Below are 12,030 nucleotides of genomic sequence, written 5' to 3'. Positions count from 1 at the left end.
ACTTATAAACAGAGGATGAAAAATAGCAATTACCGCTGGCAGCTTACCTTTACCCTATTGGCTTTGGTCCTGGGCAGCGCCCTGTATTTCTTCTTTACCCATACCGATAACAGTCCTGCACCGCCTGTAACCGAACATGCACCCGCCTTTGGTCCCGATAATTTCAACGTGATGAAGCTGGATACTTTTGTAGCTTTGGTGCGTAGTAACTATGCCGGGGTTACCATACAGCCACGCGAGGACAAAGTGCTGGACCTGTCTGTAAAGATCGATAAGAACGCACCCGGCAGTTTTTTTAATAATAACGATGCCCTGCTGCAGTATAAGCTCAACGATTATGGTTTTGATATCAAGTATAATCCGGGCGAAGAAGTAGTAAGGGCCTTATTCCGGATAGACGAACAGCAGGGTGTTCCCGTACCGAACGACGTACTGTTGCGCCTGACCGGCAAAATCAATACAACGCCAACGAAGCATGTCGATAGCGCAAAATAACATAGCCGAGTTTATTACCTTCCTCTATAAAAAGAAGAAGAACATAGCACCGCCCGCCGCTCTGCTGGAGGGCTGGAAAGCCCTGAGCAACGAAGAAATCGATGTGCAGCTGGACGGCCTTTTTGCCTCCTGGGGATTGGGTGAAGCTGAGAAGAAACAGGAGATCAACGCATTTTTTAAAGAGACCCTGTTTGCTCCAAAACCGCAGGCTGCACCTAAGATGCCGCCCCCACCTCCGCCGCGCCCGCAACCGCAGCAAACCCTGCCTGCAGTACGCCGTAAGCCTGCAGCCTGGAAGCGTAGCCTGTGGGTAGTTGCGGTGATCGTATTGCTGCTGGCGGGGTACACGGGCTTCCGGTATATGAGTTATGCCGGGGCCAGTTATATCTATACCATTACCGACAATGTATCGGTGCGTAACGAGGAGAAAGAGATCGTAGCGCGGCTCGACCTGTTCGAAGTGAAAAGTAATATCCCTTCGTACCAGAAGATGAAAGCGATAGACGATAAGATCTATTACCGCGGTATCGATAACTCCGATAAAACTTATCCCTGCCGTAAGGTGCTCCTGCAGGAAAATAATTTCATGGCTTACCTGTTTAACCGGCAGGGGCAATTCGGGTATGTCAATACCAATTACGTTGTCGATAACGTAAAAGAGTTTAACCTGTACCAGACCGCCTTTAAAGAGATAAAGACCAATAAGGCGGAGAATGCCGATCTGAAAGCCCTGTACCGTAAAATCATCATCGGTTCGATGAGCCTGGATGCCGGTATGGAAAACAAGTATATCGCCATACACGCCGGCGGTATACCCAGGAGCGCAGTGGACGCCACTTTTGCGGTGATCAAACAACCCGTGACGGAGAATGTGAAGTACGTGATCATTGCCGGCATGTCGGACGGGTACTACTATAGTTTCGAGGGTGATATCAAAAGCAATAATTTTACCGCACCACAAAAAATTATGGTGATCAATGCCGAAGGGCAAACCGAACCTTTAAGCGGTAACTACCGTTTTATGAACAAGGACGGTAATATTATCCTGTACGACTGCATCAGGGCGGCTGCCACCAATTACGAAGCGAAGAAAGATGATAACGGCAAGATCGTCGCTTTCGCGTATAAAGAACCTTCTTTGCTGCAACAAATATTTGAATAAAATCCGGATCATGATTAACAGCACCAATATCAGGGGATACATTAATTTTCTCCATTTCAAAAAATACAGCGCACCGGCAACCGAAGAACTGCAGCGGCGCTGGGCTATACTTTCAGATGCCGAGATCGCCTCGCAACTGCAGGGGCTTTACCAGCACTGGGGTATCGATACCACTACAGGACTGTTGTATGAGCAGGAGTTTTACCAGGCGGTAGCCCCCTTATCATCTGCAACGTTGCAACAACCCCAGCAGGCGCAACAACAGGCGCCGCAGCCGCAGCAAACACCTTTGCCTCCCCCGCCGGCTTACGACTATGCGGCGCCACAGGCCAGGAGCAATAAAACCGTGCTCTATGTGGGCATAATCGTGTTGCTGGCACTGGCCGGTGCATTCGCTTTTTATACCACAAATAAAAAGCCGGATAATACCACTACCGCGCAAAAGCCCGATACGGCAAAGACCGCCCCGGCCCCGGTAAAACAAACGGCAACCGAACCCGAAGAGCCGGTACTGGCCGAAACAGAAACCGATGAAGTGAACAAAGGCGTGATCCATAACCTGCTGAAGGCCGAAGAGTCGAAGGACATCGGTGCGATACTGGATTGCTTCTCACCCGATATGCAGCAGTACTGGGATATCAACTATCCTTCGCAGGAAGAACTGACCAGACGGTATACTTCGGTATGGGATAAATCGGCCGATGGTAAACACCAGCGGGTACGCCTTAAGAAGACAGGAGATAATACTTATGATATGTATGCTGACTACGAGTTCTTCAGTATTAAAGACCAGGTAACCAAGACCGTGAAAGCACACGTGCGTTATGTTTTCGATAAATATAATAAAATAATCAAAACCTATAATGTGAAATAGGCATATTCGATTATCTTTATCATACGATCATAAGGAGCAGCACCGATAGGGGTTACGGAGGACAGGATTGTCTGAATTAATGAAGATGTAATCAACCTTTTTGGTTACTGCACGTTTATTTTGTGGGCGTAAATTCAATATGCTATGGACTTTGATAAAATAAAAAACAAGGGTCAGGGGCGGTTGTTTCAGAGTGACTATATTGAGATGATGACCAAGACCCATCCTGCGGTCATTTACAGTATCTATTTCCCGGTAATTGCCTTCCTGCTGTATTACGGTTATACGTATCATGGCCTTTCGGCCGGCAGGGAAGCCCTGCTCTTCTTTTCGGGGGTGTTGTTCTGGAGTTTTTTCGAGTACATCATGCATCGCTTCGTATTTCATTTTGCCTCGGAAAACCAGAGGATGAAGAATATCATTTATACCATGCACGGCGTGCACCACGAGTACCCGCGCGACCGGGAGCGGCTGTTTATGCCGCCCTTGCCCAGTATCGTGCTGGCTACCATTTTCTTCAGCCTGCAGTACCTGCTGATGGGCTGGAATGCGCTGGGCTTCTTTCCCGGCTTTATGTTCGGCTACCTGTTATATGGTTCCATGCATTATGCCATTCATGCATTTACACCACCTTCTTTCCTGAAAGCGCTCTGGCGCAATCATCATCTCCATCATTACAAATACCCGGAAAAAGGCTTCGGGGTAAGTTCCGTATTATGGGACCATGTATTCGGCACGGTACCGCCGAAGAAATAAAAAGGCTTACTTTAATTCATGGGTATAAGTTATACGGAAATGGGCCGGGGCCAGCTGGATGGGCGGCAGGAAGCTTTGCGGTCGGGTAAGGAGCTGTGGGATTATACCCGTTCGAAAGCTTTCGATGCTTATAAATCGGCACAGGATTCGCCTTACGATTTCGCGGAATTCTGGATCGGTTTCGGGCTCGGTTATGAAGATGGGTTAAAGCTCCGGAGACGGCTATACGATGCTGTTTCGGACCTGCCTTTTGAAGAACGCCTCACCTGTTACGCTTTCGTGTTGAAGCAGCAGGAGTATTGCGGCAAGGATATTGCAACGCCTTACTTGGAACATACCGGCCACTGGGGCCTGCTCGATAATCTTCCCGGGGACACCTGTACCAAAGCCTTATCTTTTTTAGCGGACAACAGGTTGCAACCGGCGCTGCTCGAACTGGAGTCTTTCTATAAAGACCGTTTCCAGCTGAAGGCTGCGATCGCCTTGTATACCATGTTGGGGGAATTGAGCGCGTTGCGGCGCCTGAAGGTAAAAGATCCCGGTTTCAATACCGCACCTGGCAAGGCCTTGCTGGCGAACCAGCTCCGCAACTGGATCGGAGAAAATACCATGGGCCGTTCAAAATCTTAAGGGACGGCTATTGCAGGCCGTACGTGTAAAAGGCTGCTGTATTTACTTAAACCAGCCGCTGTACATGGTATAGTTATTGGCAATCCTTTCGATCTCTCCCTTGATCAGTTCTGCACTGATATCCTTTACCTTTTTGGCCGGTACGCCGGCAAAGATGCAACCTGCGGGTACCTGTGTGCCTTCGAGCACCACGGCGCCTGCTGCGATAATCGTATTGCTGCCGATCTCCACATTATCCATCACAATAGCGCCCATGCCGATCAGCACATTGTCTGCAACCGTACAACCATGTACAATAGCATTGTGGCCTACCGATACATTATTGCCCAGGTTTACTTTGGTCTTCTGGTAGGTGGCGTGTATACAGGCGCCATCCTGGATATTGACCTTATTGCCCATGCGGATGCTGTTTACATCGCCCCTGATCACGGCATTGAACCATACGCTGCATTCGTCGCCCATAACCACATCGCCTACGATGGTGGCATTGGGAGCAATAAAGCAATTGTCGGGTATCTGGGGCTGCACGCCTTTTACGGGAAGAATTACCGGCATAAGAATTAAGGATTAGCGATTAGTAATAGTCATTTTCGCGGCGGGAGATATTCCAGCGCAGACCGCCATAGAAAAAGGTCGAAGAGGGTAAAGCCACCCCCGACTCATAGGTACGGCGTAAATGAGTGGCGCCTGCTTCCAGGAAAATATTGGGACGAAGCTCGAAAGCCGCGTTGAAATTGAGGTACAGCCCCTTCACCTTTTCGCCCGGGGTAAGCCCGTATTTATCGAGCTGGGTGCGGTTATCGGTCAGTTTAAAGATATCGCTGCCATAGTTTACGGTTCCGTTGCTGTCTACGCTGCGCATCGAATAGATCGCTTTTGCGGTCAGGTACAGCTTATTGAGCGGCTGGTAACGCGCTACACCGATAAATTCGGCAAAGCCCGCGCCATAAGGGTGCGCCAGCGGTTGGTTGTAATGGGTATAATTGGATATCGTGTCGTTGGCCGCATACGTAAAAGGACGGACCACATTGGCTTCTGCCTGAAGATCGAGGTTAAGCAGGTTGAAGGCGTTGAAATATTTGAGGCCCAGTTGTGCGCCAAACTGGTTGGCCCAGGAGCCTTTGCCCAGTTCGCCTAATTTGACCTGGTCGAAATAACCCTGGCCATATACCTGCAACCGCTGTAAAGCCATAGCCTTGAAATTGAAACCCAGCGCGGTTTTCTGGTTAGCGCCGAGGGCACGGGCCGCGGTATTGTAAAAGATGACGGGTACCAGGTACTCTACGCCAAAGCGGTCGCCACGTCCATATATGGTCGATTCGAAAATGCCGACATTAAGCCAGCGTGTGGCATTGATACTCACCTGGTGCATACTGGCATATTTATGCGGCAGGATGCGGTCGGTACCGCGTGCATAATCCTGCATCAGCTCCAGGTAAAGATTTTCGTAGGTCAGTTTCCAGATCTTGGTGCGCAGGCGCAGGAAGGTGGCCGGTGCGCCGAAGTCGGAGATCAGCAGGCTGCGCATGCCGTCGCCCGAGAATTGCTTGTCGTAACCGAAAGTAATATTGAGCCTGTCTTTAAATGCGCCGATATCCACATAACCCCTGGCCAGGAAGATATCGTAACCATGGCCCGAGGTATTGAGGTAATAATCGTTACCGGGAAATGCGCTATGCGCCCGTTCCCAGTCGTAGACATAACTTACCGCCTTCTCCTGGTTATCGCCAAGCATGGTATAGAAACCGATATGGTTGAAGATACGGCCCCTGATCTCGGCCCCGCGGGTATTGATGTATTTAATACCGTCCTGGTTTCTTTCTTTGAAACCCTGCAGGTACAGCACCGGGTTGACTACGAGGAAGAAGTCGCCGGTATTGACATGGACCAGGTCGGGTTGCTTTTGATAAAAGTATTTGAGGATGGGCCGGCGCGAGGGCAGGGCGCCATCATCACCCTCAGGGGTATCCGACCACTCGCCGCTTATGGAGAGTGCCCGGTCTATATTGTAGAAGTCGGTATTGCTGAAGCCGCCGGAATGATAAAGTCCCTCGCGTTTCTGTTTGATGAGAAACGCCACAGCACCCTTGCGGGGTATGGGTTTCAGCCCCGAGTTAAAATCATTGCTCAGTTCGCCGCTTAATGTTTCCAGCCTGTCGAGCACATGGTATTCCGCTGCACCGAGGGGCAGGTAGGTAGTCTGCGCAGTGGCAGCAGCAAGGGTAGTCAGGCTTAAGGATACAGACAGCAGTAATTTTCTCACAGCATAAATTCCTTTATCGGGAGGGGAATAGCATTATTAACCGGGTAAAGATAATCAAAACTGCTATACCGTCCTGTAAATACTACAGCCAGGCCAGCAGCATATCCGGGGCTACACCGATCACGATCACGATGGCGCAGGCAATGCCCAGTATGAGTTTGTCGGTAGCCGTGATCTCTGTTGCCAGCTCGGTATCTCCTTTCTTGAAATACATGGCCATGATCACCTTGAAGTAGTAGAATACGCTGATTGCCGCCATAACCAGGGCGAAGATTACCAGCCACAGGGAACCCGTGCCTTGTTCGAGCACGGCGGTAAGTACATAGTACTTGGCAAAGAAGCCGGCTGTAAGCGGGATGCCGGCAAGCGAAAGCAGGAACACGGTGGCGGCGAAGGCCAGCACCGGCTCTTTTTTAGCCAGGCCGTTAAAGCCGTCGTAGGTATAATCTTTCAGCTTCATCAGTACGGCAAAGATGCCGATGGTGGCTACGCTGTAGGCAACGGAATAAATAATGATACCCTTCATGCCGGTAGCATTGATCGACAGTACGGCAAACAGCATAAAGCCGGCCTGCGCGATCGAAGAGTAGGAGAGCATTCTTTTTACGCTCTGCTGGAATACCGCGGTGATATTACCAATAAATAAAGTAAGCGCTGTAACGATAGACAGTACCAGGCTCCAATGCGCGTTAATACCGCCGAATGCTTCCATAAAGAGGCGCAGGAACGCAACGAAAACGGCAGCCTTTACGATAGTAGCCATAAGTGCGGTGAATGGCGTAGGTGCACCATCGTATACATCCGGTGTCCAGAAATGCATGGGTGCAGCAGAAACCTTGAAGCCGAAGGCAACGATCAGGAACAGGATGCCTGCCAGTGCCATAGGGTTTACGCCGCTTTGCATGAAGTTGAATTTCGTGATGTCGAAGCTACCCATAGCACCGTACAGCAGGGCGATACCCATAAGCAGGATACCGGTAGAGAACGAGCCCATCAGGAAATACTTGAGGGAGGCCTCGCTGCTTTTAAGGTTACGCTTGTCGCTGCCTGCAAGGATATATTGCGGGATGGAAAGAATCTCGATACCCAGGAACAGGATAAGCAGGTTGCTGAAGGAAGAGAGCAGGTTGACCCCGCAGAAGATGAAGAACAGCAAGGCATAATATTCGCCCACATGCTGGCCCACACGTTCGATATTCCTGCCGCAAAGCAGGATGTAGAGCAGGCCTACACCCGACATCAGGGTATTGAACCACACAGAAAAAGAATCGTAACGGATCATGCCGTTGAATAACGGCACAGGCGTACCTCCGTTGATCAGGGCAATTAACTCAGCGATATTGAACGCGGTGAGGCCTGCCATGAACAGGGCTGCCATGATCGTAAAGGATTTCTTTTCTTTTACCGATAACGCGGCAAACATCATAATAATGCCGAATAATGCGGATGCTATAAGTGGTTTCATGCAATAATCTGAATAATATAATATAAAATGCGAAAGCTATTGTTACGCTTAAAAATTTAGTTGATCAGTCCCAGCAGGGGTTTCGGATAAACACCGAGGATAATGATCAGGGCAATGATAATGACCAGTCCGAGCAGTTCGTTTTTGCTGATATCTTTAATTACGGCAACCGTTTTGGCTTCGCCGTAAGCTACTTTCTGAACCATGTTGAGGGTATATACCGCACCCAGGATCACACCCAGGCCGGCAATGACCATGTACAGGATATGGTTGGGATTCTCGCTCTGGAAGATGCCGTGGAACAGCATGAACTCCCCGATAAAGCCATTGGTAAGCGGTAAGGCGATATTGGCAAAGGCAATGATCACCAGGGCGATCGCCATAGAAGGCGCCGAACCGGCCATGCCGCCCAATTCCCGCAGGTTACGGGTATTATAACGCTGCTCGATCATCGAAACGATCAGCCACATACCGGTAATATTGATACCGTGGTTGAACATCTGTACCATAAGGCCATTTGTGGCGATCTCTGTATTGGCAAAGATGCCGAGGCTCATCAGGCCGATGTGGGCAATAGAAGAATAGGCGATCAGGCGTTTGATATCGCTCTGTACCATAGCCAGCAGCGAAGCGTAGATAATGCCGATCAGCGAGAGGATCATAACCGTATCCGACCAGTAGGCTACACCGGCGGGCAATACGGGTACCAGCCATTTTACCGTGGCAAACAGGCCCATCTTAACCATCAGGGCGCTTAGTACGATCGTAACCGGTGTGGCCGATTGTTCGTAGGTATCGGGCTGCCAGGTATGGAAGGGGAAGATCGGCATTTTGATCGCGAAGGCAATAAAGAAAGCGCAGAACAGTACCTGCTGCGGGAATGCACCCAGGGCAGCGCCGGTCTGGCGGATCATATCATAATCAAAGCTGCGGGTCGGTGTTTGCAGGTACAGGTAGATTACACCGGCCAGCATCATTAAGCTACCGAGGAAGGTATAAACAAAGAATTTGAAGGTAACCGGGATCCTTTTTTCCCCGCCCCAGGTAGAGCACAGGAAGTAAACGGGGATCAGGGCCAGCTCCCAGAAGAAGTAGAACAACAACAGGTCATGCGCCAGGAATACGCCCATAAGGCCGGCCTGGGCCATCAGCATCAAACCGGTAAAGCGTCCCATTTCGGGCAGCGGTTTGTTCCACTGTGCGATAAAGATCACCGGGAATACGATGGCGGTAAGCAAGGCCAGCATAATGCTCATGCCATTGCCATAGAGGTGGAAATTGGCGCCGAGCGAGGCGATCCAGGGGAGCTTATAGGCCAGCGATGTGTTTTGTACGGCGCCGGTAGCCACAGCCGCTACGGCCAGGGTAACCAAGGTGCTGAACAATGCCCATCCTTTAACCGATTCGCTGCGGAAGAAAAAGCTGATAATGCCTGATAAAAACGGGATTAAAACTAAAAGTAATAGTAACATTTTTATAATTGAACTGTGTGTTTATATGTTATCTGGATCATGGCGTTCAGCCCTGTCCATTATTGTTGAACTGGCAGATTGAATGGAATTGTTGTGAAAAATTTGGTATCACCGGAACTCCATCGTTTGTCCCACCACCTGTTATGATTCAATCTTAAATACCATGATCCGCTTGTCAGTTTTAATACCCTGACTGCTTCGTCTTTAAATATATTGTCTGTGGCATAAGTCACGTATAGCCCTCCTATTTTTCCTTCTTTATCGATGTTAAATTTAATCCTGACATTACCCTCAAGCTGTTGTTCCAAGGCCTTCTTTGGATAAACGATCGATTGCCGTAAGAACTCATTTAAGTCGCCGTTGTAATAGAAACTCCGGTCGTTGTCATCGTAAAAATCAACTAATGGAAAAGTTTCTTCTATCTTCTTTTCGTTCCAGTACCGCGCATGCACAATTTTACCGTGTTTATAGAACTCTTCCGAACTCTGTACTCCATTGGGGTGATACCATTTGCATATACCGTCCTTTATACCTTCATAGTTCTTCCTTTGGTATTGCCAAGCCGTTTCGATCACCAGTCGTCTCACAATACTATCTTCCCTCATCACCTTAACGATCGTATCCAGGTTGCTCAAATAATTGACTTCGGACTCCAGTTTGCCGTTCTCGGTCCAGTAACGCCATGGCCCGGTTTTTATATTGGCGGAATAGATTCCCTCTTGTTCTACGTTACCGTTTTTGTAGTAAGAGGTGAAATTCCCATCTCTTACCGAATCCAATACGGAGTAACTGATGCTTTTGATCAAAATTTTACCTTTGACCAGGTATTCGTCTGCTACCCAGCGTTCGCCTTTTTTATAAACCAGTTTGTAGGACCGCGCATTGGCTTCTGTTACTGGTCTCAATGCATAGTCATAGAATGTTTTAACCGTATCTCTTTGTCCAAATGCAACACCATTGATGAGCAAAAAAGACAATAAAAAAACTTTTCTCATCTTACACCGCCAGGAATAAGCCCACTACAAAAAGCAGGATCACACCCACTACCATCGCAAAGATATAGGTTCCTACCTGTCCGTTCTGCAGCAGGCGCAAACGGCCGCTACCCCAGTTTACCAGGCGGCCTACGCCGTTTACGATGCCGTCTATACCACTGCGTTCCGCATATTTATCCAGCAGGCAGGCCAGGCCTTTCAAGGGTTTCACTATGGCATTGTCATACAACTCGTCTACGTACCATTTATTTTCCAGTACTTTAGCGATACCGGTATTCTCTTTAAAGTTCGGTTTTTTACACATTACCGCAGCCATCACGATCATGATCACGATCAGGGTAACGGATATACCCATCAGCATCCACTCGGTTTCGTGGCTCAGGTGGTGTACGTCAAAATTCTGTACCACCGGCGCCAGGTATTCGCCCAGCATATGGTGCTCGCTGAATACTTCGGGCAGACCGATATAACCACCCACTACAGACAGGATCGCCAGGACGATGAGCGGCAGGGTCATCGCTGCCGGGCTTTCGTGCAGGTGATGTTCCTGCTCGTGCGTACCGCGGAAGCTGCCGGTAAAGGTGAAGAAGTATAAACGGAACATGTAAAAGGCAGTCATGAGTGCGCCGGCCAGGCCCAGGTAATAGAATACCGGGTTCCTGGAATAGGCTGCGGCCAGGATCTCATCTTTGGAGAAGAAGCCGGAGAAGCCCGGGATACCGGCAATAGCCAGGCAACCCAATAAGAAGGTGATCTGTGTAATACGCATGTATTTACCCAGGCCGCCCATTTTACGCAGGTCCTGTTCGCCGCCCATGGCATGGATTACCGAACCGGAACCCAGGAACAACAGGGCTTTGAAGAAGGCGTGCGTCATAACGTGGAACACAGCGCCGGTATAAGAGCCTACGCCCAGGGCCAGGAACATATAACCCAGCTGGCTTACGGTAGAGTAGGCCAGTACTTTCTTGATATCGTATTGTTTTAAGGCGATGGTAGCGGCAAACAGGGCGGTGGCCAGGCCGATAATGGCTACCAGGTTCTGGGCTACAGGCGCGAGGTTGTACACTGCACTGCTGCGGGCGATCATATAGATACCGGCGGTAACCATGGTAGCTGCGTGGATCAGGGCCGATACCGGTGTCGGACCGGCCATCGCATCGGGCAGCCAGGTGTACAGCGGGATTTGGGCACTCTTACCCATCGCACCGATAAAGAAACAGATGGCAATAGCATTCATGGTACCGGAAGAAATATTGGCCGGCATACCATGAGCCAGTTGCGGGAACAGTTCGCCATAACTGGCGGTACCGAAATGATACAGGGTGAGGAACATACCTACCAGGAAACCCAGATCACCGATACGGTTCATGATAAAGGCTTTCTTGGAGGCATTGGTATAGTCGCGGCGTTTGTACCAGAAGCCGATCAGCAGGTAAGAGGCAAGGCCCACGCCTTCCCAGCCTATGAACATAATCACATAGTTGGCGCCCAGTACGAGCAGCAGCATCGCAAATACGAAGAAGTTGAGGTAAGCAAAGTATTTAGTAAAGCCCGGATCGTCGTGCATATACGAGGTAGAATACACATGGATCAGGAAGCCCACGCCGGTAATGATCAGCAGGAACAGGGACGACAGGGCATCGACCTGGAAGGCGAAAGGAATATTTACGGTTCCGGACTTAATAAAATCGAACAGGTGTACGACGCCCGCTGCTGCCGGGTTGCCTTTGATCTCGAAAAAGATACCCAGCGAAACGGCAAAGGATGCCAGCATGGCGGCGCTTGCCAGGACACCGGATACCTTTTTGGGCATCGACTTCCAGAACAAGCCGTTAATTAAAAAGCCAATAAGCGGGAACAACGGAACTAAGTAAACTAAATCTTTCATAAACCAGATGAGTCCGAACGGACTTTA

Annotated in this window: 11 protein-coding genes; 5 read left to right on the top strand and 6 right to left on the bottom strand. The window is 49.6% G+C overall.

Translation table 11 applies throughout. The features are described 5' to 3' along the window. The first annotated feature begins 15 nt into the window (after nt 1-15). From B0I18_RS00905 to B0I18_RS00885, 5 genes are all read left to right on the top strand, one after another. The gene (locus B0I18_RS00905) at nt 16-495 is read left to right on the top strand and encodes a hypothetical protein (RefSeq protein ID WP_106520769.1); all 480 of its coding nucleotides are present in this window, start codon (nt 16-18) and stop codon (nt 493-495) included. Beyond that, nucleotides 476-1,657: a hypothetical protein gene (locus B0I18_RS00900; protein ID WP_106520768.1), complete on the top strand. Its 1,182-nt coding sequence runs from the start codon at nt 476-478 to the stop codon at nt 1,655-1,657. The genes B0I18_RS00905 and B0I18_RS00900 overlap by 20 nt, the downstream gene beginning before the upstream one ends. A gap of 10 nt (nt 1,658-1,667) precedes the next feature. Next, entirely contained in the window at nt 1,668-2,531 is an 864-nt protein-coding gene (locus tag B0I18_RS00895) for a hypothetical protein (protein WP_146146621.1), read from the top strand. Between the two features lie 144 nt (nt 2,532-2,675). Next, on the top strand, nt 2,676-3,287 hold the full coding sequence (locus tag B0I18_RS00890) for a sterol desaturase family protein (RefSeq protein WP_106520766.1): 612 nt from the start codon (nt 2,676-2,678) through the stop codon (nt 3,285-3,287). Nucleotides 3,288-3,305: 18 nt separating this feature from the next. Next, entirely contained in the window at nt 3,306-3,917 is a 612-nt protein-coding gene (locus tag B0I18_RS00885; RefSeq protein WP_106520765.1) for a hypothetical protein, read from the top strand. Nucleotides 3,918-3,959: 42 nt separating this feature from the next. Here B0I18_RS00885 and B0I18_RS00880 read toward each other — a convergent pair whose 3' ends face one another. From B0I18_RS00880 to nuoL, 6 genes are all read right to left on the bottom strand, one after another. After that, complete coding sequence (locus B0I18_RS00880; RefSeq protein ID WP_106520764.1) at nt 3,960-4,472, bottom strand: gamma carbonic anhydrase family protein; 513 nt, start codon at nt 4,470-4,472, stop codon at nt 3,960-3,962. A gap of 19 nt (nt 4,473-4,491) precedes the next feature. After that, entirely contained in the window at nt 4,492-6,180 is a 1,689-nt protein-coding gene (locus tag B0I18_RS00875) for a capsule assembly Wzi family protein (RefSeq protein WP_106520763.1), read from the bottom strand. 82 nt (nt 6,181-6,262) lie between these two features. Further along, nucleotides 6,263-7,645 carry an NADH-quinone oxidoreductase subunit N gene (locus tag B0I18_RS00870; RefSeq protein WP_106520762.1) on the bottom strand — a complete coding sequence of 461 codons (1,383 nt, stop codon included), beginning with the start codon at nt 7,643-7,645 and terminating at the stop codon, nt 6,263-6,265. 56 nt (nt 7,646-7,701) lie between these two features. Continuing rightward, entirely contained in the window at nt 7,702-9,117 is a 1,416-nt protein-coding gene (locus B0I18_RS00865; RefSeq protein ID WP_106520761.1) for a complex I subunit 4 family protein, read from the bottom strand. Between the two features lie 59 nt (nt 9,118-9,176). Continuing rightward, nucleotides 9,177-10,112 (bottom strand): energy transducer TonB, encoded by a 936-nt coding sequence (locus B0I18_RS00860; RefSeq protein WP_106520760.1) that lies wholly within the window; start codon nt 10,110-10,112, stop codon nt 9,177-9,179. 1 nt (nt 10,113) lies between these two features. Next, on the bottom strand, nt 10,114-12,003 hold the full coding sequence (gene nuoL, locus B0I18_RS00855) for an NADH-quinone oxidoreductase subunit L (RefSeq protein WP_106520759.1): 1,890 nt from the start codon (nt 12,001-12,003) through the stop codon (nt 10,114-10,116). Nucleotides 12,004-12,030 lie beyond the last annotated feature (27 nt).

It is taken from the genome of Taibaiella chishuiensis, from assembly GCF_003014535.1.
Taxonomy (GTDB): Bacteria; Bacteroidota; Bacteroidia; order Chitinophagales; family Chitinophagaceae; genus Taibaiella; species Taibaiella chishuiensis.
This window is presented reverse-complemented; position numbering and strand designations above follow the sequence as displayed.

Coding starts and splice junctions, on each gene's coding strand:
- B0I18_RS00905 (WP_106520769.1), top strand. CDS start 16: ATGAAAAATAGCAATTACCGCTGGCAGCTTACCTTTACCCTATTGGCT.
- B0I18_RS00900 (WP_106520768.1), top strand. CDS start 476: ATGTCGATAGCGCAAAATAACATAGCCGAGTTTATTACCTTCCTCTAT.
- B0I18_RS00895 (WP_146146621.1), top strand. CDS start 1,668: ATGATTAACAGCACCAATATCAGGGGATACATTAATTTTCTCCATTTC.
- B0I18_RS00890 (WP_106520766.1), top strand. CDS start 2,676: ATGGACTTTGATAAAATAAAAAACAAGGGTCAGGGGCGGTTGTTTCAG.
- B0I18_RS00885 (WP_106520765.1), top strand. CDS start 3,306: ATGGGTATAAGTTATACGGAAATGGGCCGGGGCCAGCTGGATGGGCGG.
- B0I18_RS00880 (WP_106520764.1), bottom strand. CDS start 4,472: ATGCCGGTAATTCTTCCCGTAAAAGGCGTGCAGCCCCAGATACCCGAC.
- B0I18_RS00870 (WP_106520762.1), bottom strand. CDS start 7,645: ATGAAACCACTTATAGCATCCGCATTATTCGGCATTATTATGATGTTT.
- B0I18_RS00865 (WP_106520761.1), bottom strand. CDS start 9,117: ATGTTACTATTACTTTTAGTTTTAATCCCGTTTTTATCAGGCATTATC.
- B0I18_RS00860 (WP_106520760.1), bottom strand. CDS start 10,112: ATGAGAAAAGTTTTTTTATTGTCTTTTTTGCTCATCAATGGTGTTGCA.
- nuoL (WP_106520759.1), bottom strand. CDS start 12,003: ATGAAAGATTTAGTTTACTTAGTTCCGTTGTTCCCGCTTATTGGCTTT.